The organism is Streptomyces sp. NPDC005722 (assembly GCF_040630935.1).
Classification (GTDB): Bacteria; Actinomycetota; Actinomycetes; order Streptomycetales; family Streptomycetaceae; genus Actinacidiphila.
The window spans coordinates 161,545-184,908 of the sequence record NZ_JBEXYN010000004.1 but is presented as its reverse complement, the minus strand read 5'-3'; the positions used below and the strand labels follow the sequence as shown (position 1 = coordinate 184,908).

The 23,364-nt window shown below is 73.4% G+C and carries 24 protein-coding genes; 20 read left to right on the top strand and 4 right to left on the bottom strand.

Annotation, left to right across the window (positions count from 1 at the left end; genetic code table 11):
• Positions 1–314 precede the first annotated feature (314 nt).
• From ABZ479_RS06835 to ABZ479_RS06815, 5 genes are all read left to right on the top strand, one after another.
• A complete protein-coding gene (locus ABZ479_RS06835; RefSeq protein WP_500460388.1) occupies positions 315–1,619 on the top strand; it encodes an ABC transporter substrate-binding protein in 1,305 nt (434 codons plus the stop codon).
• A 102-nt stretch (positions 1,620–1,721) separates the two neighbouring features.
• Positions 1,722–2,678 (top strand): carbohydrate ABC transporter permease, encoded by a 957-nt coding sequence (locus ABZ479_RS06830; RefSeq protein WP_500460387.1) that lies wholly within the window; start codon positions 1,722–1,724, stop codon positions 2,676–2,678.
• A complete protein-coding gene (locus ABZ479_RS06825; RefSeq protein ID WP_500460386.1) occupies positions 2,675–3,580 on the top strand; it encodes a carbohydrate ABC transporter permease in 906 nt (301 codons plus the stop codon). The genes ABZ479_RS06830 and ABZ479_RS06825 overlap by 4 nt, the downstream gene beginning before the upstream one ends.
• A gap of 734 nt (positions 3,581–4,314) precedes the next feature.
• A complete protein-coding gene (locus ABZ479_RS06820; RefSeq protein ID WP_500460385.1) occupies positions 4,315–5,724 on the top strand; it encodes a GH1 family beta-glucosidase in 1,410 nt (469 codons plus the stop codon).
• A gap of 141 nt (positions 5,725–5,865) precedes the next feature.
• Positions 5,866–5,997, top strand: coding sequence for a hypothetical protein (locus ABZ479_RS06815; protein ID WP_431965331.1), 132 nt, complete (start codon positions 5,866–5,868; stop codon positions 5,995–5,997).
• A 42-nt stretch (positions 5,998–6,039) separates the two neighbouring features.
• On the opposite strand, the gene rsgA is transcribed toward ABZ479_RS06815, so the two are convergent.
• A complete protein-coding gene (rsgA, locus tag ABZ479_RS06810) occupies positions 6,040–7,161 on the bottom strand; it encodes a ribosome small subunit-dependent GTPase A (protein WP_500460384.1) in 1,122 nt (373 codons plus the stop codon).
• 232 nt (positions 7,162–7,393) lie between these two features.
• Positions 7,394–8,458 (bottom strand): hypothetical protein, encoded by a 1,065-nt coding sequence (locus tag ABZ479_RS06805; protein WP_500460383.1) that lies wholly within the window; start codon positions 8,456–8,458, stop codon positions 7,394–7,396.
• 286 nt (positions 8,459–8,744) lie between these two features.
• On the opposite strand from ABZ479_RS06805, the gene ABZ479_RS06800 reads away from it, so the two are divergent.
• The 5 genes from ABZ479_RS06800 (at position 8,745) to ABZ479_RS06780 (ending at position 11,210) form a co-directional block, all read left to right on the top strand.
• Entirely contained in the window at positions 8,745–9,071 is a 327-nt protein-coding gene (locus ABZ479_RS06800; protein WP_500460382.1) for an LPXTG cell wall anchor domain-containing protein, read from the top strand.
• On the top strand, positions 9,068–9,700 hold the full coding sequence (locus tag ABZ479_RS06795) for a class F sortase (protein ID WP_500460381.1): 633 nt from the start codon (positions 9,068–9,070) through the stop codon (positions 9,698–9,700). Before ABZ479_RS06800 ends, ABZ479_RS06795 begins: the two co-directional genes overlap by 4 nt.
• A 78-nt stretch (positions 9,701–9,778) precedes the next feature.
• Positions 9,779–10,297, top strand: coding sequence for an RNA polymerase sigma factor (locus ABZ479_RS06790; protein ID WP_500460380.1), 519 nt, complete (start codon positions 9,779–9,781; stop codon positions 10,295–10,297).
• The gene (locus tag ABZ479_RS06785) at positions 10,281–10,754 is read left to right on the top strand and encodes a hypothetical protein (protein ID WP_500460379.1); all 474 of its coding nucleotides are present in this window, start codon (positions 10,281–10,283) and stop codon (positions 10,752–10,754) included. The genes ABZ479_RS06790 and ABZ479_RS06785 overlap by 17 nt, the downstream gene beginning before the upstream one ends.
• A 63-nt stretch (positions 10,755–10,817) precedes the next feature.
• A complete protein-coding gene (locus ABZ479_RS06780; protein ID WP_500460378.1) occupies positions 10,818–11,210 on the top strand; it encodes a VOC family protein in 393 nt (130 codons plus the stop codon).
• 713 nt (positions 11,211–11,923) lie between these two features.
• Here ABZ479_RS06780 and ABZ479_RS06775 read toward each other — a convergent pair.
• Entirely contained in the window at positions 11,924–12,601 is a 678-nt protein-coding gene (locus ABZ479_RS06775; RefSeq protein WP_500460377.1) for a helix-turn-helix domain-containing protein, read from the bottom strand.
• A 67-nt stretch (positions 12,602–12,668) separates the two neighbouring features.
• A complete protein-coding gene (locus ABZ479_RS06770) occupies positions 12,669–13,829 on the bottom strand; it encodes a YihY/virulence factor BrkB family protein (protein ID WP_500460375.1) in 1,161 nt (386 codons plus the stop codon).
• An 18-nt stretch (positions 13,830–13,847) separates the two neighbouring features.
• Between ABZ479_RS06770 and ABZ479_RS06765 the strand changes: the two genes are divergently transcribed.
• The 10 genes from ABZ479_RS06765 (at position 13,848) to cysD (ending at position 23,364) form a co-directional block, all read left to right on the top strand.
• Entirely contained in the window at positions 13,848–15,482 is a 1,635-nt protein-coding gene (locus ABZ479_RS06765; protein WP_500460374.1) for an acyl-CoA dehydrogenase family protein, read from the top strand.
• Between the two features lie 360 nt (positions 15,483–15,842).
• Positions 15,843–17,135, top strand: a complete 1,293-nt coding sequence (locus ABZ479_RS06760; RefSeq protein ID WP_499601598.1) for a helix-turn-helix domain-containing protein — start codon at positions 15,843–15,845, stop codon at positions 17,133–17,135.
• A gap of 72 nt (positions 17,136–17,207) precedes the next feature.
• A complete protein-coding gene (locus ABZ479_RS06755) occupies positions 17,208–17,786 on the top strand; it encodes a GNAT family N-acetyltransferase (RefSeq protein WP_500460373.1) in 579 nt (192 codons plus the stop codon).
• A 26-nt stretch (positions 17,787–17,812) separates the two neighbouring features.
• Positions 17,813–18,850 carry a carbohydrate kinase family protein gene (locus ABZ479_RS06750; protein WP_500460371.1) on the top strand — a complete coding sequence of 346 codons (1,038 nt, stop codon included), beginning with the start codon at positions 17,813–17,815 and terminating at the stop codon, positions 18,848–18,850.
• A 93-nt stretch (positions 18,851–18,943) separates the two neighbouring features.
• Positions 18,944–19,027 (top strand): putative leader peptide, encoded by an 84-nt coding sequence (locus tag ABZ479_RS06745; protein ID WP_322975673.1) that lies wholly within the window; start codon positions 18,944–18,946, stop codon positions 19,025–19,027.
• Positions 19,028–19,196: 169 nt separating this feature from the next.
• Positions 19,197–20,894: a nitrite/sulfite reductase gene (locus ABZ479_RS06740; protein ID WP_500460370.1), complete on the top strand. Its 1,698-nt coding sequence runs from the start codon at positions 19,197–19,199 to the stop codon at positions 20,892–20,894.
• Positions 20,891–21,070, top strand: a complete 180-nt coding sequence (locus ABZ479_RS06735; RefSeq protein ID WP_499601605.1) for a hypothetical protein — start codon at positions 20,891–20,893, stop codon at positions 21,068–21,070. Before ABZ479_RS06740 ends, ABZ479_RS06735 begins: the two co-directional genes overlap by 4 nt.
• A complete protein-coding gene (locus tag ABZ479_RS06730) occupies positions 21,067–21,774 on the top strand; it encodes a phosphoadenylyl-sulfate reductase (RefSeq protein WP_500460369.1) in 708 nt (235 codons plus the stop codon). The genes ABZ479_RS06735 and ABZ479_RS06730 overlap by 4 nt, the downstream gene beginning before the upstream one ends.
• Positions 21,775–21,806: 32 nt before the next feature.
• On the top strand, positions 21,807–22,352 hold the full coding sequence (cysC, locus tag ABZ479_RS06725; RefSeq protein ID WP_500460368.1) for an adenylyl-sulfate kinase: 546 nt from the start codon (positions 21,807–21,809) through the stop codon (positions 22,350–22,352).
• A gap of 76 nt (positions 22,353–22,428) precedes the next feature.
• Entirely contained in the window at positions 22,429–23,364 is a 936-nt protein-coding gene (cysD, locus tag ABZ479_RS06720) for a sulfate adenylyltransferase subunit CysD (RefSeq protein ID WP_499601611.1), read from the top strand.

Below are 23,364 nucleotides of genomic sequence, written 5' to 3'. Positions count from 1 at the left end.
TCCGGCCATCGCACGACATGGCCGAGGACGAATGCTTGAGCCCTACAGATGTCAATTCCGTGCCCTTTCACGACCGTTTCCGCGCCCATGGCCACGGGCTTCCGGAGAGCATCGCGGAGGGTCACGGCGCCGGCCGGACATGCCGTCACGACGTGGAGCCGCACGGGACCCGGAGCCGCCCCACCGGCCGTTATCCATTCGGCTCTTGACGAACCACCGGCTGCGGCGGCACTCTCCTGGGCATCGCTTGAGAGCGCTCTCAAGAGCCGTGCACGAGAGCCCTCTCACCCGTCCCGAAGCCATGGGAGGCTTCCATGCCCATCGCCCGAGCCGCCAGACGCGCCACCCTCCGACTCGGGGCGGTCGCGCTCGCCGGGGCGCTCCTCGCCGCCTGCGGATCCGGTTCGACCGGCACGTCCGCGGACAAGGACGGCAAGGTCACGATCACCGTCGACCTGTTCGGCACCTTCGGCTACAAGGAAGCCGGCCTGTACGACGAGTACGAGAAGCTCCACCCCGGCGTCACCGTCAAGGAGAGCAGCACCGAGAACGAGGCCGACTACTGGAAGGCCCTGCAGACCAGGCTCGCGGGCGGCGGCGGCCTCGCCGACGTCCAGGGCATCGAGGTGGGGCGCATCGCGTCGGTCACCCAGCAGCAGGCCGACAGGTTCGAGGACCTGGGCGCCCTCGGGGCCAAGGAGCTCAAGGCCGACTTCTCGGCCGCCAAGTGGTCCGCCGCGACCACCTCCGACGGCCGCACCCTGGGCCTGGGCACCGACGTCGGCCCCGAGGCGATCTGCTACCGCACCGACCTGCTCGAGAAGGCGGGACTGCCCACCGACCGGGCCGAGCTGGCGCAGAAGTGGTCCACGTGGGACGGCTACCTGGAACTCGGCCGGCAGTACAGGGCGAAGGCCGGGGCCAAGAGCGCCTGGGTGGACAGCGTCGGCAGCCTCTACTCCGTCATCGTCGGCCAGGAGAAGGAGCGTTACTACGACGCCTCCGGCAAGCTGATCTACGACGACAACGCCGCCGTCAAGAACGCCTGGGACCTCTCCGTGAAGGCCGCCCAGGACGGACTGAGCGCCAAGCTCGCCCAGTGGACGCCCGCCTGGAACCAGGCCTTCAGCAGCGGCTCCTTCGCCACCGTCGGATGCCCGGCCTGGATGCTGGGCTACATCAAGGGCCAGGCCGGCGAGACCGGCAAGGGCAAGTGGGACGTCGCCCCGCTCCCGGGCGGCGCGGCGGGCAACTGGGGAGGGTCCTACCTGGCCGTCCCCAAGGGCTCCGCGCACGCCAAGGAGGCCTTCGAGCTGGTCAAGTGGCTGACGGCGGCGGAGCAGCAGGCCAAGCTCTTCAAGAAGCAGGGCAGCTTCCCCTCCAACGTCGGGGCGATCGAGTCCGTCAAGGACGTCACCGACCCGTACTTCAGCGACGCGCCCATCGGGCAGATCTTCGGCGCCGCCGCCGAGGCCTCGCCGGTGCAGGTGCTCGGCGTGCACGACGGTGACGTCAACCAGCAGATCACCAACGCGCTCGGCGAGGTCGAACGCAAGGGCACGGACTCCGCGACGGCGTGGAGCCACGCCAGGAAGGGCGTCGAGAACGCCGTCGGCTGACGGCCCCGCCCCGCCGGCGCCGGGCGCGCGCGGGACCGCACCCCCGGTCCTCCGCGCCCGGCCGCCCCGCCCCGCCACTCCCCCGACACCCGAAGGTCCCCCATGACCCTGACCGCCGCCGCGCCGGTGTCCCCCGCCCGGCCCCCGGCAGCCCCCGCGCCCCCGCGGCGACTGCTCGCCCGGTTGTCGCCCTACGCCTACATCGCGCCGTTCTTCGCGCTGTTCGCCGCGTTCGGGCTGTTCCCGCTGCTCTACACGGCGTACGTCTCCCTGTACCGCGTCGAGCTCCAGACCCCCGGTGACATGGAGTGGCGCGGCCTGGACAACTACGCCGCGCTCCTGGGTGACGACTTCTTCTGGACCGCGCTGCGCAACACCTTCACCATCGGCGTCGTCTCCACCGTGCCGCAGCTGCTCATGGCGCTCGGCCTCGCCCACCTGCTCAACTACAAGCTGCGCGGCCGCACCTTCTTCCGCGTCACGATGCTCCTGCCGTACGCCACGTCCGTGGCCGCCGCCACCCTGGTCTTCGCCCAGCTCTTCGGCCGCGACTTCGGCCTGGTCAACTGGGCGCTCGGGCTGGCCGGCATCGGGCCCGTAGACTGGCAGTCCGGGACGGTCGCCTCGCAGGTCGCGGTCTCCACCATCGTCACCTGGCGGTGGACCGGCTACAACGCGCTGATCTACCTCGCCGGCATGCAGTCCGTCCCCGGGGAGCTGTACGAGGCGGCCGAACTCGACGGCGCCTCGCGGTGGCGGCAGTTCCTCCACGTCACGCTGCCCGGGCTGCGGCCCACGATCCTCTTCACGATCGTCGTCTCCACGATCGGCGCCACCCAGCTCTTCGGCGAACCGCTGCTGTTCGAGGGGAGCATCTCGGGCGGCATCTCCCACCAGTACCAGACCCTCGGCCTCTACATGTACGAGCAGGGCTGGGGCTACTTCCACCTGGGCCGCGCCGCCGCCATCGCCTGGGTGACGTTCGTCCTCATCGTCCTGCTGGTCCTGCTCAACACCGCGCTGGCACGGCGCCGTTCACGGAAGGGGACCCGCCGGTGAGCGCGCTCCTCACACGGCCGCGGCCCGGCCGCGACACCGGGACCGCACGTCCCCTCCCCCGCCTCCGCCCGTCCCGGGCGGGCCGGCAGCACCACGGCGGGCGGCTCGCCTACGCCGTCCTGATCGTCGCGGCGGCGATCTCCGCCTTCCCCTTCTACTGGACGATCGTCGCCGCGACCCGTTCCAACGCGGAGCTCGCCGCGAGCCCGCCGGCACTGCTGCCCGGGGGCAACCTCGGGCACAACCTCCGCCAGGTGCTGGAGCAGGCCGACATCGGCAAGGCCCTGCTCAACTCCCTCGTCGTCTCCGGGTCGGTGACGGTCGGCACCGTCCTGTGCTCCACGCTCGCCGGGTTCGCCTTCGCCAAGCTCCGCTTCCGGGGCCGCAACGCGCTGCTCGCCCTGACCGTCGGCACGATGATGATCCCGCCCCAGCTGGGCGTCATCCCGCTGTTCATGCTCATCGCGGAGCTGCACTGGGTGAACCAGCTCCAGTCCGTCATCCTCCCCGGGCTCGTCTCGGCGTTCGGGGTCTTCTTCATGCGGCAGTACCTCGTGCAGTCGCTGCCGGACGAGCTGATCGAGGCGGGCCGCGTCGACGGGGCCTCGACGGCGCGGATCTTCTGGAGCATCGTCGTGCCGGTCGCCCGGCCGGGGATGGCGGTGCTCGGGATGCTCACGTTCATGGCGTCCTGGAACGACTTCTTCTGGCCGATCATCGCGCTCACGTCGCAGGAGCCCACGGTGCAGGTTGCCTTGCGGCAACTGGGTGGGGGGTACGTGCACGACCAGTCCGTGATCATGGCGGGGACGTTGTTGGGGACGGTGCCGGTGCTGCTGGTCTTCGGGGTGCTGGGGAGGCAGATCGTCGGGGGGATCATGCAGGGTGCGGTGAAGGGGTAAGGGGGCCGGGGGGGGTGGTTGTGCGGCCCGGTGGTTGTGTGCGGGTGCGTTGCGCCTGTGGGTGGCTGCGCCGCGCTGCCCGGTGGTTGTGTGCGGGTCCCTTGCGCCTGCGGCGGGCTGTCTCCCGCCCTCCCGCCCGATTGCCCGGCGCGATTGGTGCGGGCCTGCACACCTCGTTGTGGGGTCGGCGCCGCGCCGGCGCACGTCCTCAACGCTCGCGGTTTACCCCAACATCCTTGGGCACCGGGTCCTCCGCTCGTCGTTTCCGGGCGCACCCCGCCACACCCCCTCCCGTCGTATGAGCGCACAACGGCAGGCGGGGGGTCAGATAGGCACGTGCGGCAGCCCCGGACCACCTTCGCACCCCCACCGGCCGTTGGTCGCGGAACCGGCGGAGGGGTGGGGGAGTTGGGGGCACCCCCGGCCGAAGGCTGGGGGAGGGTGGGCGTTCTGGACGCTGACGTGTATGTGATGTGCGGCAGCGACGGCAAGAGCAAGTGCTGCCCGCCATGCACATAAATATGCGGTACAGGATGCCCACCCCGGAGGCCCCGCCCCCGGCCCACCCATGCACAGAGCGAGCCCCGCACCAACCATGCCGGATGGGGGTCCCCCCGGCCGAAGGCTGGGGGAGGGCGGGAGGGCGGGCGAACAGCCCGCCGCAGGCGCAAACAAACCGCACACAACAACGGGCCGGAACCACAACCCACCCGGCACACAAGGAGCACGCACGCATGACCACGACCGCACCCCGCACTCACAACGCGCCGCACACGGCACTCGGGTTCCCCGGAGGGTTCCGGTGGGGCGCGGCCACCGCCGCCTACCAGATCGAGGGCGCCGCCCACGAGGACGGCCGTACCCCCTCGATCTGGGACACCTTCAGCCGCACCCCCGGCAGGGTCCGCAACGGCGACACCGGGGACATCGCCGCCGACCACTACCACCGCATGCGCGAGGACGTCGCGCTGATGGCGGAGCTCGGCCTCACGGACTACCGCTTCTCCGTGTCGTGGCCACGGGTGCAACCCACCGGCCGGGGCCCGGCCGTGCAGAAGGGGCTCGACTTCTACCGGGCCCTCGTCGACGAGCTGCTGGACCACCGGATCCGTCCCGTCCTCACCCTGTACCACTGGGACCTCCCGCAGGAGCTGGAGGACACGGGAGGCTGGCCGGTGCGCGACACCGCGGAGCGCTTCGCGGAGTACGCGGGGCTCGTCGCGGACGCGCTCGGGGACCGGGTCCCGTTGTGGACGACGCTGAACGAGCCGTGGTGCTCGGCCTTCCTGGGCTACGCGCAGGGCGTGCACGCGCCGGGCCGGACGGAGCCGGAGGCGGCGCTGCGGGCGGCGCACCATCTGCTGCTGGGGCACGGCCTGGCGGTCGGCGTGCTGCGGGAGCGACTGCCCGTGCCGGCGCAGGTGTCGCTGACGCTGAACCTCGCGGCGGTGCGCCCGCACACCGCGGGCGCGGCCGACGTGGAGGCGGCCCGGCGGGTCGACGCGCTGGCCAACCGGCTGTGGCTGGACCCGGTGTTCCGCGGGGCGTACCCGGAGGACCTGCTGCGGGACACGGCAGCGCTGACGGACTGGTCGTTCGTGGCGGACAGCGACCTGGGGGCGATCTCCCGTCCGGTGGACGCGCTGGGCCTCAACTACTACGCCCCGACCGTGGTGGCCGCGGGCACCCATGCGTCGCCGTCCCCGTGGCCGGGGGCCGAGGCGCACGTGCGGTTCGTGCCGGCGCCGGGGCCGCGGACGGCGATGGACTGGCCGGTGGACGCCCAGGGCCTGCACGAACTCCTGCTCAGGCTGCGGGACGAGCTGCCGGGGGTGCCGCTGCTGATCACCGAGAACGGCGCGGCGTACGACGACTACGCGGATCCCGAGGGCGCGGTCCACGACCCGGAGCGGATCGCTTACCTGCAGGCGCACCTGGCCGCGGTGCAGCGGGCGGTGGCCGACGGCGCGGACGTCCAGGGCTACTTCCTGTGGTCGCTGCTGGACAACTTCGAGTGGGCCTACGGGTACGGCAAGCGGTTCGGCATCGTGCACGTGGACTTCGCGAGCCAGCGTCGTACGCCCAAGGACAGCGCCCGCTGGTACGCCGGGGTCGTCGCCCGGGGCGGACTGCCGTCGGCATGAGCCGCACATGCGGACAACTCGGGTTGCTGAACTGTGAGTTGGGCCGTCGCGCGTGTGAGACGGCACGGCCACGGGAAGGTCACGTTCGAACATCGAAGGTGAAGGTGCGGTAAAACGCATCCCGAACGGGCTGGAGGAGCCATGGTCTACTCGATCGTCCTCGGCGTCGTCATCGTCGCGCTCGGCCTCGGCAGCATCGTCTACACCTTCTGGCACGAGGGCAGCCCGCTGACCTTGCGCCGTGGCGGTGAGCGCCACAACGGAGCCGGATGACCGCCGGCCCGGCTCCCCGTGGGGGAGCCGGGCCGGATCCGGTCAGTACACCTTGCGGTGACCGCCGCCGCGCTTGCGCTCGTACATCTCGCGCCCCGCGGCGGAGCGCAGTTTCCACTCGCGCCGCATCTCGGCGCGGAGCCGGGCGTCGGTGCGCGAGGCGATCCACGCGTTCTCACGGAGCAGCTTGCGGTAGCTGTCCAGCCGGCGGTGGGTCAGGACGCCGTCGTCCAGGGCGGCGAGGACCGCGCAGCCGGGTTCGGACTCGTGCGAGCAGTCGTGGAAACGGCATTCGCCGGCCAGCGCCTCGATGTCGGAGAACGTCTGGGTGAGACCGGCGTCGGCGTCCCACAGTCCGACCCCGCGCAGCCCCGGGGTGTCGATGACCACCCCGCCGCCGGGCAGCGGCAGCATGTCGCGGGTGGTCGTGGTGTGCCGGCCCTTGCCGTCGCTGTCGCGGATGGCCTGCACCTCCTGGACCTCGCGGCCCAGCAGCGCGTTGGTGAGCGTGGACTTGCCCGCGCCCGACTGCCCGAGCAGGACGGACGTGGCGCCGGCCAGCGCCCCGGCCACCTCCGGCACGCCGTCGCCGGTGGCGGCGCTGACGACCAGGACTTCCACGCCGGGTGCCGCGCCGCGCGCGTCGTCCAGCAGGTGGGCGGTGTCCTCGACGAGGTCGGCCTTGGTGAGGACGACCAGGGGCTGGGCGCCGCTGGTCCACGCCAGCGACACGAAGCGTTCGAGCCGCCCGAGGTCGAGTTCGGCGGCGATCGACACGGCGATGACCGCCAGGTCGACGTTGGCCGCGAGGACCTGTCCCTCGGAGCGCTTGGAGGAGGTGGAACGGACGAAGGTGGTGCGGCGCGGCAGCAGGGCGCGCACGGCGGGGCCGTCGGCCGGCGTCTCGTCGACGGCGGCCCAGTCGCCGGTGCAGGCGATTCCCATGGGGTCGCGGGTGAAGACGTCCTCGGTGTCTGCGCGTACGGTCCGCAGACCGTCCGGGCCGCCGGGGAGGACGACGTCGCACAGCCCGCGGTCGACGCGGACGATGCGGCCGGGTGTGAGTCCCCGCTCCGCGTGGACGGCGAAGTCGGAGTCGAGTGCGGAGTCCCAGCCGTAGGCGGTGAGCGCGGTGGACGGCTGCGGGACGGATCCGTTGGTCAACGGAGGAGAGCCCTTCGGGAGGGCGGTCGCGCACGGTTGTGCCGTCGGGTTGTCCCGCGACGGGATGGGTCAGCCGGCGACCGCCGAGGTGGGGTTGACGATCTTCTGGATGCGGGCAGCGCCCTGCTCGACGGCAGTCATCGTTCCAACACCTCCCGGTTCGCTCGCGGTCTGACGGGGACACCCTAGCCGGTGCGCGGTGGGCCCCCGCAACCGGTTTTCCGCGGACGGCTCAGGCCGTCTCGGCGTAGCGCTCCCCCGCGTACTCCCGCACCACGGGGGCGACGGCGGCCGCCCCGCCGGGCAGCCGGTCGAGGCGCACCAGGGCGTAGGCCTTGTGGCCGTCGACCAGGTAGGAGGGGTTGTCGTAGGGTCGGCTGCCCGGCAGCGGCCACACCACCAGCCACGGGCGGGTGTCGTCGGTGGTCGGGGGGCGGCCGACGGTGACGGCCGCGATGTCCTTCCAGGAGAAGAACGACTCCTGGCGGGTCGCCTCGCGCATGCCGATCCCGGCGGACCCGACGCGCAGCCGCAGCGGCTTGCGCCAGCGCCGGAACGACCGTCCGGTGAGGTACCAGCAGCCGATCGCGCCGAGCGGGCCGAAGGCGGTGAAGGGTTCGGGGCCGATGATGCGGCCGTGGACGAGTTCCCAGAAGGAGTAGCTGAAGACGACGGCGAGCGCCGCCCAGACCAGCGTCCAGGTGCCGGCCCTGCGGTCGTCGACGAACTGCCGCTCCCCGCCGGGCACGCGCAGTTCCGGCCCCGCCACGGTCACCGGCACCGGCGGGCGCACGCCGCGCGGCGCGGTCTCGAAGGCGGCGCCGCCGTGTTCGGCGAGCACGGCCGTCAGATCGGAGACGCCCTGGTCGAGGTCCTCGCAGTCGACGAGCGTGTAGCGCGGCCGGTCGCTCCGGCCGCGGTCGGGCTTGCGGGGGAAGGCGACGCCCGGTGCCGTCCAGAGCGTGAGCCGCGGTTTGGGCGGTGTGGTGGTCTCGCTGTCCTCACCGGTGTTGGGGACGTGCCAGAGGGAGACGCTGTCGATCTGCTCCCAGGCGAGCTCCGCGTCGTGCAGCGTGATGCCGAACGCGTCGATGCGCAGCCGGAACGGCTGCCGTGACCTCCGCAGGTCCTTCGCGCCGCTCCAGGCCGCCACGCCCGCCAGGAACGCCAGCATCAGGGGGGCCGTCGCGCTCCCGGAGGCGACCAGCCACACAACCGCCGCCCCGATCGCGACCAGGCCCCCGGTCAGCCACCGCCGGCCGCGTCTCGCGAGCGTCCGCTCCACCGTGAACTCCACCGGTCCCCGCCCCCTTTTGACGTCCCCACCCTGATCACATGATGCGCTCGCGGGCGCGTGCGGCTGCCGCCGTGAGCTGGGTGTTGCCCAACCGTGACGCCCGGCGGGGCGGCGGCTCCGGCCAGTCGCCGCCGCGTCGTCCGCCGTTCACCGGGGGCCCCGCGCGGGCGACTTTGCCCGTTCTTTACAACCGGCTCACGGGCCGCCTCGTCTCTTCGCGCGATCAGTTGCCAGAACCCGCCCGCGCCCCGACGGGGCAGGGCGGGGTGACGAAGGAGAGCGATACATGCGCAGGAGTGTTCTGACCGCCGCCGCCGTCGCGTGCGCCGCGGTGCTCGCGGGTACGGCGCCCGCGTTCGCCGACGGGCCGAGCACGCAGCCCTCGCCGGCCCGCGGCAGCGCGCCGTCCGCGGTGCCGTCGGCGGCGCCGTCCACGGCGCCGTCGCCGCGTCAGGTCGACAGGGTGCCGGCCGGCGCCCCCGACACCGGCGTGCAGTCCCCGGCCTCCCAGGGTCCCGACGGAGCGGTGGTGGGGGCGGCCGCCGGCGGCCTGCTGCTCCTGGCCGGCGGCACGTTCGTGGTGACGCGGCGCAGGCGCACCACCGCCGGATGACCCCGGGTGCGAGGTGGGCCGCGGTCCTGGCGGTCCTCGCGGTCCTGCCGTGGGCGGGCGGGTGCGCGGGCGGTTCCGGTGACGGTGCCGTCGCCGCGCCGGCCGTCGTCCCGACGTCGCCGGCCGCCGCCCGGACGCACCCGTCCCCGCCGCCCCAGCTCGCCCGCTCGGTCCCGGTACGGCTGCGGATCCCGGCGATCGGGGTCGACACCCCGGTCATGGAACTGGGGCTGGCCGCGGACGGCACCGTGGAGGTCCCGCCGGTGGCGCGCGACTCGCCAGCCGGCTGGTACCGCCACTCCCCCACCCCGGGCCGGCTCGGCCCGTCGGTGCTCCTGGCGCACGTCACCGTCGGCCGGTTCGGCGACGGGGTCTTCCACGACCTGGCACGGCTGCGACCGGGCGACCGGGTCGTGGCGGGGCTGCGGGACGGCGCGTCCGCGGAGTTCACCGTGGACCGGGTGCAGACGGTGGCCAAGGCGCACTTCCCGACCCAGGAGGTCTACGGCGACGTGGACCGGCCCGAGTTGCGCCTGATCACCTGCGGCGGCCCCCGCACCGCCGACGGGAGCGGATACCGCGACAACGTCGTGGTGTACGCCTCCCTGACCTCGGCGGACCGCGGCTAGCGGGTGGCCGGGCCGGTGGGCGTGACGCCCGCCGGCCCGGCCGCCCGGCGATCGGCCTGCGGCATGATGAACGACGGAATGTGGAGAGTGTTGAAACGGTCCTCCCGGGAGGAAGCGGCGTCCGAGCTGTTCGCCGCCCTCTACCCGCGCCTGGCCGGCTGGTGCCGGCGGCTGGTCGACGACGACGAGACGGCCCACGAGATCGCCTCCGAGGCCTTCACCCGGTTGTGGGCGCGCTGGACGAACGTGGACGAGCCGCGCGGCTTCCTCTACGTCACGGCCGCCAACATCGTGCGCGACCACTGGCGGAAGGTGGAGCGCGAACGCCGGGCCATGCGGCGCGCCACCGCGGAGGTCGTCGTCGACGGGCAGGGCGAGGGACGCGACGGGCAGACCGACCCCTCGGTGCGGATGCTCGTCCAGTCGCTGCCCGAGCGGCTGCGGGTGCCGATCCTGCTGTACTACTACGCCGACATGCCGGTCCGGGAGGTGGCGGCGGCGACGGGACGGAAGGAAGGAACCGTGAAGGCCGACCTGCACGCGGCCAGGGAGATGCTGCGAGCCGGACTGAGGAGAAGCCTTGATCACACCCATTGAGGGCCCGGGCGAGGAACGCGACGCCGAGCTGGACGCCCTGCTGGGGCCCGGCACGGTCCTCCTCGGACCGCCGCCCGGCCGCTTCCGCGAGGTGCGCCGCGCGGCTGTGCGGCGCAAGTTGCTGCGGACGGCCGCGGGAGCCGGGGTGTCGCTGGCGGTGGCGGCGGTCGTCGCCGTGCCGCTGCACCTGATGTCCGCCCCCGCGCAGGGCCCGGCGGTCGGCCCGACCGTGCCCGCGGTGTCCGTCCCCCCGGCGGCCGACCCGCCGCCCTCGCCGCGCCCGTCGACGGCCCCCGCCCCGGAAACGTCCGGGACCCCCCGCCCGGACCGCCGCACGGGGCCCTCCGTCGCCCCCGACGCGCGCCGCTCCTCTTCCTCCGCCCGCCAGTCCGACACGGTCACGGCCACCCCGCTCGGCGAACCCGGGGAGGACACCCCGGCCGTCCCCCGGCGCTGACCGGCCCGGCGCGCGTCCGATTCGTTCAAGACGGGCCGGACGGGGCGCGCCTACGGTGGCGGCATGACTCTTCGTTTCGATGTCGTCGAGATCGTCGTGGCCGACATGGCCGCCTCGCTGGCCTTCTACCGCAGGCTGGGGCTGGAGATCCCCGCCGGGGCGGAGGCGGAACCGCACGTGGAGACCGCGCTGCCCGGGGGGCTGCGGATGGCGTGGGACACGGTGGAGATGGTCCGCTCCTTCGACTCCGCGTGGGAGCCGCCGCAGGGCGGTCACCGGATGGCGCTGGCCTTCGTGTGTGAGCGCCCGGAGGAGGTGGACACGACGTTCGCCGAACTGACCGGGGCCGGGTACGCGGGACATCTGAAGCCCTTCGACGCGCCGTGGGGAATGCGGTACGCCGTGGTCCTGGACCCCGACGGGAACCCGGTCGACCTCTTCGCAAGGTTCTCCTAGCGGGGTACCTGCGAGTGGGTGGGCGCCGAGGGGCGAGGCCGGTGGGTGGGTGGGTGGGTGGGTGCGGGTTCGTCTCGCGCCCTGCGGGCGCACAGCGGCTGGCTGCGGCGGGGAGGGTGGGGGCCGGGGCTTGTCGGCGGTGTGCGGGTGGGTGCGTGGCTGGGGTTCAGGCGCCGGAGCGGAGTGCCTTTCCGCTGGCCTGGGTCTCGTTGCCGTCCGCGGGTATAGATGGCCGCTTCCACGCCTACTGCCGGTGGTGGGCGCGCCCGCCGTAACCCGCGACTGCGGGTATTTCGGGGTGCTGCCGAGCGATCGGAACGACATCGGGCCCGCTTTCGGCGGTATGGACGTCGAAACAGAGCCCGATCTTTGAGCCGGGCGAGATCGGGCTCGCTTTCCGCGGTATAGCCGTCGAAACAGAGCCCGATCTTCGGATCGGGGAATTACCCGCAGACGCCGGTTACGGCGGGCGCGCCACCCACGGACCGTGGGCGTGGCCACCGGCCATCTGCACCCGCGGACGGCAACGAGACCCGAGCCAGACGAACAACCAGCCCCGCTCCGGCGCCTGAACCCCAACCGACCACCGAGCCGCACACCGCCGACCGGCCCCGGACCGCCACCCTCCCACCCGCAGCCGGCATCTTTGCGCCCGAAGGGCGCGAGACGGCGCGACAGCCAAGAACCGGCGCACCGCCACCACCCACCGGCACCTAGAGCAGTTCGCCGAGCGGAACCCCGGCGAGGGCCCGGACGTCGCGGGCGAGATGGGCCTGGTCGGCGTAGCCCGCGTGGGCGGCGACATCGGCGAAGGCGCGGCCGCCCCGGGCCAGGGCCAGTGCCCGCTGGAGGCGCAGGATGCGGGCGAGGGTCTTCGGCCCGTAGCCGAAGGCGTCCAGGCAGCGGCGGTGGAGCTGGCGTTCGCTGAGCCCGGTGTCCTCGGCGACGGCACCGACGCGAGCCCCGGCCGCGAGGCTCGCGGCGACCTCCGGGCCCCACGGGGACGACGCGCGCCGGTCGGCACGGGAGAGCACCACGGACTCCAGGACGGCGCCGGGGTCGGCGGCGGCGGCGACGCGCTCGGTGAGCCGGCGGGCCTCGGCGCCGGGCCACAGCGCGTCCAGCGGCACGCGGCGGTCGCGCAGTTCGTGCGCGGGCGGTCCGAACACGGCGGGTCCGACGCCGGGGGCGAAGCGCAGCCCCGCGTACCGGGTGCCGGGCGGGCTGCCGGAGAGGTGGGCGGTGGTGTCGGGCCCCGCCGCGAACAGCCCGGTGTCCTCGCCCCAGATCAGGTCGATGCAGCCGTCGGGCAGCACGCGGGCGGTGCCGGCGCCCGCTGTCCTCGTCCACAGCACGGCGCCGGGCACGGCCGAGGTCCGTTCCCGGTACACCGCTCCAGCATGGCACCGGCCACCGACACACCGCGCCGGGTCCGTGCCCGGTCCGGCCCGGGCCGCGTCAGTCGCGGGGCTGCTTGCCGCCGTCCTTGCCCGGGGGGCGGCGGCCGCGCAGCCGGGACCGTACGTCGTCCGGGGGCAGGAAGCCCGCCCAGCGCTCGGGGAATTCGGCGGGCGGGTCCTCCGGGCCGACCTCGTCGTCCGGGCCGGACTCGAACGCGGCGCGCCGGGCGGCGGCCTCGGCGACGAGGTCGGCGGCGGCGCGTTCCCTGGCCCGGGCGTTCTCCTCGCGGGCGGCCGCGGTCTCGATCGAGGGCCACACCCGGTCGATGGCCGCGTTGACGGCCGCGCCGACGAGCACCGCGAAGGCCGACACGAAGATCCACAGCAGCACGGCGACGGGCGCGGCCAGGGAGCCGTAGATGGTGGGGCCCTCGACGGTCTGGGTGAGGTAGATGCGCAGCACGAAGCTGCCCAGGACCCACATCAGCAGGGCGACGGCCGCCCCGGGCATGTCCTCGTACCAGGGCGACCGCACCGGTACCGAGACGTGGTACAGCGTGGTGAGGAAGGCGATCGACAGCAGGAGGACGACCGGCCAGTACAGTATCCGGATCACGGCCTCGCTCCACGGCAGGAGCGCCACCACGGCGTCCGGCCCGACGACCAACAGCGGCATGACGACGGCGCCGATCACCAGGGCGACGATGTAGAGCAGCAGGGCCAGCAGCCGCGTCTTGACGATGCCGCGCCTGCCCTCCAGCCCGTACATGATCGTGATCGTGTCCACGAAGACGTTCAGGGCGCGCGATCCGGACCACAGGGCGATGACGAAGCCGATGGAGATCACGTCGGGCCGCCCGCCGCCGAAGACGTCGTCGACCAGCGGCCGCATCAGCTGGTCGACGCCCTTGTCGGACAGGACGGTCGCGGCGGCCGTGAGGATGTTGCCCCGGATGTTGTCGATGGTGTCGGTGCCGATGATCCCGTCGACGTAGCCGATGGCGCCGACGAGGCTCAGCAGCAGCGGCGGCAGGGAGAGCAGCACGAAGAAGGCGGCTTCGGCGGCGAGTCCGGTGACGCGGTACTCCATGCAGGAGTCGACCGTGTCCTTGAGCAGCAGCCAGCCGACCTTGCGCTTGGACACGTTCCGGTAGAGGGCCTGCGCCCGGTGGAGACGGCCGCGCCTGGGCCCCTCGGGTGTTTCGTCTGCTGCCTGCACGCGCCTACCGTAACTGGCATGAGTCCCCCCACACACACCGTGACCAACCAGCCTCCGCCCCTGGTCGGGTATGACGTGTACGCCGCCGACGCCGCCCTGGTGGAGGGGGTGGAACGGCACGTGGCGCCCGGTCTCCGCGAGGAGGTCCACCGGGAGCTGGGCGACATCGGCCGGGTGGCGGGTTCGGCGCAGGCGCGGGGGTGGGCGGAGGCGGCCGACACCCACCGGCCGGTGCTGCGCACCCACGACCGGTACGGGAACCGGATCGACGAGGTCGAGTTCCACCCGGCGTGGCACCGGCTGCTGGGGCGGGCGGTCTCGTCCGGGCTGACCGACGCGTGGTCACGGCCCGGCGGTCACCTGCGGCGCGGGGCGGGTTTCCTGGTGTGGTCCCAGGCGGAGGCCGGGCACGGCTGCCCGGTGTCGATGACGCACGCGGCGGTGCCGGCGCTGCGCGTCGACCCGGTGCTGGCCGCGGAGTGGGAGCCCCGGCTGGGGTCGCGGGTGTACGACCCCGGTCTGGTGGCGCCGGGGCGCAAGCCCGGGGCGCTGTTCGGCATGGGGATGACCGAGAAGCAGGGCGGTTCGGACGTACGGGCCAACACCACGCGCGCGGAGCCGCTGGCGGAGGAGGGCACCTACCTGCTCACCGGCCACAAGTGGTTCTGCTCGGCGCCGATGTCGGACGCCTTCCTGGTGCTGGCGCAGGCGCCCGGCGGGCTGACCTGCTTCCTGCTGCCGAGGGTGCTGCCGGACGGCTCGCGCAACGTCTTCCTGATCCAGCGGCTCAAGGACAAGCTGGGCAACCGTTCCAACGCCTCGGCGGAGGTGGAGTTCGACGGCACGTGGGCGCGCCGGGTCGGCGAGGAGGGGCGCGGGGTCGCGACGATCATCGAGATGGTGGCGGCCACCCGGCTGGACTGCGCGACCGGTTCGGCGGCGCTGATGCGGCAGGCGGTGGCGCAGGCGGTGCACCACGCCGGGCACCGCAGCGCGTTCGGCGGGCTGCTGGCCGACAAGCCGCTGATGCGCAACGTCCTGGCGGACCTGGCGCTGGAGTCGGAGGCGGCCACCACGACCGTGCTGCGGCTGGCGGCCGCCTACGACGCGGACGACGAGCAGGAGCGGCACCTGCGGCGGCTGGCGGTGGCGGTCTCCAAGTACTGGATCACCAAGCGCTGCCCGCCGCTGGTGGCGGAGGCGCTGGAGTGCCTGGGCGGCAACGGCTACGTGGAGGAGTCGGGGATGCCGCGGCTGTTCCGGGAGTCGCCGCTGAACTCGGTGTGGGAGGGCTCGGGCAACGTCCAGGCCCTGGACGTACTGCGGGTGCTGCAGCGGGAACCGGCGGCGCTGAACGCGTTCCTGGGCGAGATCGGCCTGGCGCGGGGCGCGGACCACCGGCTGGACGGCGCGATCAAGTCGCTGCTGACGGAACTGGCGGATCTCGAGGGCGTCGAGGCGCGGGCACGCCGGGTGGTGGAGCGCATGGCGCTGGTGCTGCAGGGCTCGTTGCTGGTGCGGTTCGCGCCGGTGGAGGTCTCGGACGCGTTCTGCGCCTCGCGGCTCGGCGGGGACTGGGGGGCGACCTTCGGGACGCTGCCGCGCGGCCTGGACCTGGCGGCGGTCGTCGAGCGGGCGCGCCCGCGGGTGTGAGGGCCGGGCGGGTGCGGCGGCGGTCCGTCCCACGGTCCCGACGGAAGGACCGGGACCCAGGGGAAACGTTCCGCCGCCGCGCCGCACTGAGGGTGGTGCCGCGCCGACTCGGCACCACCCCCGGTCTCGCCTCACCGTCGTACGGATTCAGGGTTCCGTACGAGTAGCGTGATGCGCCGTCACTGTCCGTCGAATGCGCGCATATTCGCAACCGTTGCAGACAGTTGCAAGGTATTGGCCGGATATCCCACCGGAGGGACCGGCCCGACGGCACCATATGCACATGGTGTGGCAGCGAAGAAACGTCGCTGCCACTGCCGGGGCGCACAAAGCGCGGCGCACACGGACGCGGGGAGCACCATGAGCCAGGTTCCGATCGACGCACGGTCGTTGTCGGTCCAGTCCGTCCAGGAACCGCGTCGTTCCGCCCGGCTGCTGGCCGGCATGCGGGACGCCGCGCTGGGCGGCGGGTCGGGTGGCACGCAGGCCAGACCGGTCATCGAGGACTCCTGGCGGCGTGCGCTGCACCTCGGCGTCGATCCCGACAGCGGCAGTCAGACCGGCATGCTGACCGCCGACGAGATCGAGGTGCGCCGGCGCCGCACCCCGCTGGGCGAGGTGCTGCCCGCGCTGCGCGACGGCCTGGTATCGGTCGCCGACGAGGCCCGGCACATCATGGTGGTCACCGACCCCGAGGGCCGGGTGCTGTGGCGGGACGGCAGCCTGGCCGTCCGCAGGAGCGCGGACCGGCTCGGCTTCGCGGAGGGCGCCTCGTGGTCGGAGGAGGCCGTCGGCACCAACGCGATCGGCACCGCCCTGGTCACCGGGCGGCCGATGCAGGTGCACTCCTCGGAGCACTTCGTGCGGGTGCACCACCAGTGGACCTGCGCCGCCGCTCCGCTCCACGACCCGCGCGACGGACGGCTGCTGGGCGCGGTGGACGTCAGCGGGCCCGCGGCCGGCATGCACCCCGCGGTGCTGTCACTGGTGACCGCGGTGACCAAGGTCGCCGAGGCGGAACTGCGCAGCCTGCACTGGGCGACCGTGGACCGGCTGCGCTCGGTCGCCGCCCCGCTGCTGGCCCGGATGCAGGGCCGCGCGGCGGTCGTCGACCCCAACGGCTGGACGGCGGCCGTGACCGGGATGCCGCCGGTGGAGCGGATCACGCTGCCCGCCGCGCCGAGCGCCGGGCGCACCTGGGTGCCCGCGCTGGGCACCTGCACCCTGGAGCCGCTGCCGGGCGGCTGGCTGGTGCGGGTCGCCGCGCCGGAGGACGAGGTGCCCGCGTCCGGGCACGTGGTGCTGGACCTCGCCCGTCCCCGCACGTGGACGGTGAGCGTCTCCGGCGCGGGCGGCGGCTGGTCGCAGGAGCTCAGCCCGCGCCACGCCGAACTGCTCTTCGTGCTGGCCCTGCACCGGGACGGCCGCAGCGCCGCGGAGCTGGCCGGCGACCTGTTCGGCGACCCCTCGCGCACGGTGACGGTGCGGGCCGAGATGTCCCGGCTGCGCCGCACCCTGGCCGGGGTGCTCGGCCACCGTCCCTACCGCTTCGCCGACGGCGTCGAGGTCGAGGTGGTGCGCCCCGCCCACCCCGCGGACCTGCTGCCGCACTCGACGGCGCCGGCGGTGCGCGCGGCGCGCTTCGGGGAGTGAGGCCCGGACCCGGACGGGCGGCGGCAGCGAGCCGGGGACCCGCCGGGCCCGCGAGGCCGCAGAATGTGGCGCATGAGCACTAGCGTCACGGTGACCACGTGGTCCCTGGAGCAGACCTCCCACGCCGACCTGCGGCCCTCCCTGGAGCCGGACCCCGCGGCCGCGGGCGTCCGCATCGCGCGGGCCGAGGTGCCGTCCCCGGAGTTCAGCCGCTTCCTCTACACCTCGGTGGGCGCGGACTGCGCCTGGACGGACCGGTTGCCGTGGTCGTACGAGCAGTGGCGGTCCTTCCTGGAGCGCCCGGGCGTCGAGACGTGGGTGGCGTACGACCGGGACACCCCGGCCGGTTACATCGAACTGGACCCGCAGGACGACGGCCAGGTCGAGATCGCGTACTTCGGGCTGCTGCCCGCCTTCCGGGGGCGGCGGATCGGCGGGCACCTGCTGTCCGTCGGCATCGCCCGCGCCTGGGACCTGGCGGACCGCCTGCCGGACCGCGCCCCCACCAAGCGGGTGTGGGTGCACACCTGCAGCCTGGACGGGCCGCACGCGCTCGCCAACTACGAGAGGCGCGGCTTCCGCATCTTCCGCACCGAGACGGGGGAAGAGGAGGAGAGGCCCGTGACCGGGCCCTGGCCCGGAGCCCGGTAGGGACCGGCCGGAGGGAAGGGGCGGGCATGGACGTCGTCGGGGTCGGGGCACTCAACCTGGACCTCATCACCGGGGCGTCCGCCCTGAACGGCGGCCCGGTGCTGGCCCGGCTGGGCGCGCACATGCGGCTGCGGTACCCGCCGGAGAGCGGCGGCGAGCGCATGGTCGACGAGCGCGCGGTGCGGGCCGGGCTGGAGTGGCTGCGGGACGAGGGGGTGCCGTTGACGCCGGAGCCGGGCGGCTCGGCGTTCAACACCCTCCACGCCCTGGGCCGCCTGGGCCGCGGGCTGCGGCTCGGCTACGTGGGCGTCGCGGGCCGCGACCCGCTGGGGGCTGCCGGCCCGCTGGCGGTCCTCGACGGGCTCGGCATCGACCGGCGGCTGGTGGCCCGGGACCCGGACCAGCTGTGCGGGATCTGCCTGTCCGTGCACGACGGCGGGGAGCGCACCCTGCTGACCCACACCGGGGCCAACACGCGGATCGCCGTCCACGTGCGGGAGCGCTTCGAGGAGATCGCCGGCTACCTGGCGGCGTCCCGGGCGGTCCACGTCACCTCCTTCCTGGATCCGGACGGCGGGGCGGCGCTGCACCGGCTGCTGGTGGAGGTGCGGCGGCGTTCACCGAGGACGCTGATCAGCTTCGACCCGGGCCACGCCTGGTCGGCGGAGCCGACGGCCGATGTGCTGGCCATGGCGGCGATGAGCGACTACCTGCTGGTCAACGGGCGGGAGTTCGAGCGGCTGGGCCGTGTGCGGACGCGGCGGGAGGGCGCGGCCGTGGTGAAGTACCCGGACCGGGTGGAGGTGCACCGGCCGGGCACCGTGGAGCGCTACGCGCACCGGCCGCTGCCCGACGGCGAGGTCGAGGACGCGACCGGGGCGGGCGACGTCTTCGCGGCGGGGCTGCTGGCGGCCCTGGTCGCGGGCCGTACGCTGCTCGGCACCGGCGTGCGGCTGGGTTCCGCGCTGGCGGGCCACAAGCTGCGGCACGTGGGGACCGGGGGGCACGGTGGATTCCGGGCCATCGCGGCGGATTTCCTGCGCCCGGTGACCCCTGTCAGGTGACGGACAACTCGGGCGTCTCGACATGCGGGATGATCGCGTCCACCATATGGATAACGGTGGACTGGCCCGAGATGCGCGTGACACGCTTTCGACATGTCTCGCACTGGAATCGCCTTGGTAGGTCGGCTGCACGTCGATCTCGGACGCATGTCCAGCGCCATCTGTCAGGCGTGCTGAGCACTCGCCGCCGTCCCGTTCAGGACTGATCCGGCCGTCCCCGGTCTCGCGGGCGCAATGACGCGCCCACGCCCTGCGCCCTTCCCGGCGTTCCGGCGTACCCGCAGGCCAAGGGGACCATTTGCGCTACGACCGACTCTTTCCAGCCTGCCAGAAGGACTGCATCGCCATGGCATCCACCCCTGACCAGCCGAACGCCGCCGCGCCGCGCCGCAAGGTGAGCCGCCACCGCGGCGAGGGCCAGTGGGCGGTCGGTCACATGACGCCGCTCAACGCCAACGAGCAGTTCAAGCGGGACGACGACGGTCTCAACGTGCGGACACGCATTGAGACGATCTACCGCTACGGCGGCTTCGACGCGATCGACGGCGCCGACCTGCGCGGCCGCATGCGCTGGTGGGGCCTCTACACCCAGCGCAAGCCCGGGATCGACGGCGGGAAGACCGCGATCCTGGAACCGGAGGAGCTGGACGACAAGTTCTTCATGCTCCGGATCCGCGTCGACGGCGGCCGGCTCACCACGGAGCAGCTGCGGGTCATCGGCGAGGTCTCCCAGGAGTTCGCCCGCGGCACCGCCGACATCACCGACCGGCAGAACATCCAGCTGCACTGGATCCGCATCGAGGACGTCGCCGAGATCTGGGAGCGGCTGGAGGCCGTGGGCCTGTCCACCACCGAGGCGTGCGGCGACACCCCGCGCGTCATCCTCGGCTCGCCGGTCGCCGGGATCGCCGAGGACGAGATCGTCGACGGCACGTGGGCCGTGGACGAGGCGCACCGCCGCATCGTCGGCAACAAGGAGTTCTCGAACCTGCCGCGTAAGTTCAAGTCGGCGATCTCCGGCTCTCCGCTGCTGGACGTGGCCCACGAGATCAACGACGTCGCCTTCGTCGGCGTCCGCCACCCCGAGCACGGCCCGGGCTTCGACGTGTGGGTCGGCGGCGGCCTGTCCACCAACCCGAAGATCGGCGTCCGGCTGGGCGCGTGGGTGCCGCTGGAGGAGGTCCCGGACGTCTTCGAGGGCGTCATCTCCATCTTCCGCGACTACGGCTACCGGCGGCTGCGCAACCGCGCGCGGCTGAAGTTCCTGGTCGCCGACTGGGGCGCGGAGAAGTTCCGGCAGGTGCTCCAGGACGAGTACCTGGGGCGGAAGCTCGCCGACGGCCCCGCCCCCGACCAGCCGGTCGAGCGCTGGCGGGACCACGTGGGCGTGCACCGCCAGAAGGACGGCCGCTTCTACGTCGGTTTCGCGCCGCGCGTCGGCCGGGTGGACGGCGCCACCCTCAGCAAGATCGCGGAGCTGGCGGAGGCGCACGGCTCCGGGCGTCTGCGGACGACCGTCGAGCAGAAGATGATCGTGCTGGACGTCGAGCAGGACCAGGTCGACTCGCTCGTCTCGGGCCTGGAGGCACTGGACCTGCAGGTGCGGCCCTCCCCGTTCCGGCGCGGCACGATGGCCTGCACCGGCATCGAGTTCTGCAAGCTGGCGATCGTCGAGACCAAGGCGCGCGGCTCCTCGCTGATCGACGAACTCGAGCGCCGGCTCCCGGAGTTCGACGAGCCGATCACGATCAACATCAACGGCTGCCCCAACGCCTGCGCCCGCATCCAGGTCGCCGACATCGGCCTCAAGGGCCAGCTGGTGCTGGACGACGAGGGCCGTCAGGTGGAGGGCTACCAGGTGCACCTGGGCGGCGCGCTGGGCCTGGAGGCCGGTTTCGGCCGCAAGGTCCGCGGCCTGAAGGTCACCGCGGACGAACTGCCCGACTACGTCGAGCGCGTCCTGAAGCGCTTCCAGGACGGGCGGGCGGAAGGCGAGCGCTTCGCACAGTGGGTGACCCGGGCGGACGAGGAGGCGCTGTCGTGAGCGAGCGTGCCGCGCCCTTCCACTGCCCCTACTGCGGTGAGGAGGACCTGCACCCGGCGGAGCAGGGCCACGGCGCCTGGGAGTGCCGGGCCTGCAACCGCGCGTTCCAGCTGAAGTTCCTGGGCCTGCTGGCCCGGGGGCTGCGGACCGACACCCGTGAGGGAGGCCCTTCGTGAGCACCGTGCAGCGGCACACCGCGGACGAACTGCGGACGCTGGCCGAGCAGGCGGGACGCGACCTGGAGGACGCCCCGGCGCTGGACATCCTGCGCTGGGCCACCGGCACCTTCGGCTCCCGGTTCTGCGTCACCTCCTCGATGGAGGACGCGGTCGTGGCGCACCTGGCCGCACGCGCCGCCCCGGGCGTCGACGTCGTCTTCCTCGACACCGGCTACCACTTCCCCGAGACCATCGGGACCCGCGACGCGGTCGCGGCCGTCATGGACGTACGGGTCATCACGCTGACGCCGCGTCGGACGGTGGCCGAGCAGGACGCCGAGCACGGGCCCCGGCTCCACGACCGCGACCCCGACCTGTGCTGCGCGCTGCGGAAGGTCGAGCCGCTGGAGGAGGGACTGACCGGCTACGACGCCTGGGCGACCGGACTGCGCCGCGACGAGTCCCCGACCCGGGCGGACACCCCGGTCGTCGGCTGGGACGCCCGGCGCGGAAAGGTCAAAGTTTCCCCCATCGCCCGCTGGACGCAAGACGACGTGGACTCCTACGTCGCCGATCACGGGGTACTCACGAATCCGTTGCTCATGGACGGCTACGCCTCGGTCGGCTGCGCCCCCTGCACCCGCCGGGTGCAGGCGGGCGAGGACGCCCGGGCCGGCCGGTGGGCGGGCCGGGCGAAGACCGAGTGCGGGCTGCACGGCTGATGACGACGGAACGGACCTCCCGGGAGGGGCGGATGAGCGTGACGGACGCGGGCGCCACGGTGTGGCTCACCGGTCTGCCGAGTGCGGGCAAGACCACGATCGCGCGGGCGCTTGCCGCGCGGCTGCGCGGTGACGGGCGCCGGGTCGAGGTCCTGGACGGGGACGAGATCCGCGAGTTCCTCTCCGCCGGCCTCGGCTTCGGCCGCGAGGACCGGCACACCAACGTGCAGCGCATCGGCTTCGTGGCGGAACTGCTCGCCTCCCACGGCGTCACCGTGCTCGTCCCGGTCATCGCGCCGTACGCCGACAGCCGGGAGGTCGTCCGCAAGCGCCACGAGGCGCGCGGCACGACGTACCTGGAGGTGCACGTCGCCACCCCCGTGGAGGTCTGCTCCACGCGTGACGTGAAGGGCCTGTACGCCAAGCAGGCCGCGGGCGAGATATCGGGGCTGACCGGTGTCGACGACCCGTACGAGGCGCCCGAGACCCCCGACCTGCGGATCGAGACCCAGGACCACACCGTCGAGGACTCGGCGGCGCTGGTCGACGCGCTTCTCGTGGAGAGGGGACTGGCGTGAACCGTGGACACCTCCCGGCGGCCCGGGCGGCAGGCGCGGCCGGACGAGCGAGCGGACCGAGTGAGAGGGGAACGGCATGACCACGGTCGTCGCCGTCGACGAGAGCACCGCGAACCCCTTCGCGCTGTCGCACCTGGACGCGCTGGAGTCGGAGGCGGTGCACATCTTCCGCGAGGTCGCGGGCGAGTTCGAGCGGCCGGTGATCCTCTTCTCCGGCGGCAAGGACTCCATCGTCATGCTCCACCTGGCGCTGAAGGCCTTCGCCCCCGCGGCGGTCCCCTTCTCGCTGCTGCACGTCGACACGGGCCACAACTTCCCCGAGGTGCTGGAGTACCGGGACCGCACCGTTGCGGAGCACTCGCTGCGGCTGCACGTCGCCTCGGTGCAGGACTACATCGACGACGGCCGGCTGCGCGAGCGCCCCGACGGCACCCGCAACCCGTTGCAGACGGTGCCGCTCACCGAGGCCATCCAGGAGCACCGCTTCGACGCGGTCTTCGGCGGCGGCCGCCGCGACGAGGAGAAGGCCCGGGCCAAGGAGCGGGTGTTCTCGCTGCGCGACGAGTTCTCCCAGTGGGACCCGCGGCGCCAGCGCCCCGAGCTGTGGCAGCTCTACAACGGCCGGCACGCCCCCGGTGAGCACGTGCGCGTCTTCCCGCTGTCCAACTGGACCGAGCTGGACGTGTGGCAGTACATCGCCCGCGAGGGCATCGAGCTGCCGGAGATCTACTACGCCCACGAGCGCGAGGTGTTCCGGCGCAGCGGCATGTGGCTGACCGCGGGCGACTGGGGCGGCCCGAAGGACGGCGAGACGGTGGAGACCCGGCTGGTCCGCTACCGCACGGTGGGCGACATGTCGTGCACCGGGGCGGTGGACTCCGACGCCGCCGGCATCGACGCCGTCATCGCCGAGATCGCCGCGTCCCGGCTCACCGAGCGCGGGGCCACCCGGGCCGACGACAAGCTCTCCGAGGCCGCGATGGAAGACCGCAAGCGCGAGGGGTACTTCTAG